The 306-nt window shown below is 76.8% G+C and carries 1 protein-coding gene; it reads right to left on the reverse strand.

What is annotated here, in order from left to right:
- Positions 1-26 precede the first annotated feature (26 nt).
- Positions 27-306: hypothetical protein (locus ADK55_RS23060; RefSeq protein WP_199826607.1), on the reverse strand; the 280-nt coding region annotated here is incomplete at its 5' end.

Consider the following 306-nt stretch of genomic DNA (forward strand, 5'->3'; position numbering starts at 1 on the left):
GCCCGCCGGGCGGGCACGCCCCGTGGTCAGAACGTGTAAGTGCGGCTCGCCAGGGACAGGCCCGCCTCGTCGGCGAAGTACGCCCGGTCCCCGGGGAGCGGTCGGTCCAGGGCGGAGGCGGGCAGCCCCGCCTCCTCGGTCATGGCGAGCAGTCGCACCGGACCGTGGCCCCGTACGGTCAGGGTGAGCGTGAACCCCTCCGCCGGCGGCGCGGCGTGGACGAACCCCCACTTCCAGGGGGTCGCGGTGTACGAGCGGTTCTCCCCGCCGGGCATCTCGCCCGAACCGCCGGGGGCGCCCGCCAGG

Origin of the sequence: Streptomyces sp. WM4235 (genome assembly GCF_001279725.1) — a bacterium.
Taxonomy (GTDB): Bacteria; Actinomycetota; Actinomycetes; order Streptomycetales; family Streptomycetaceae; genus Streptomyces.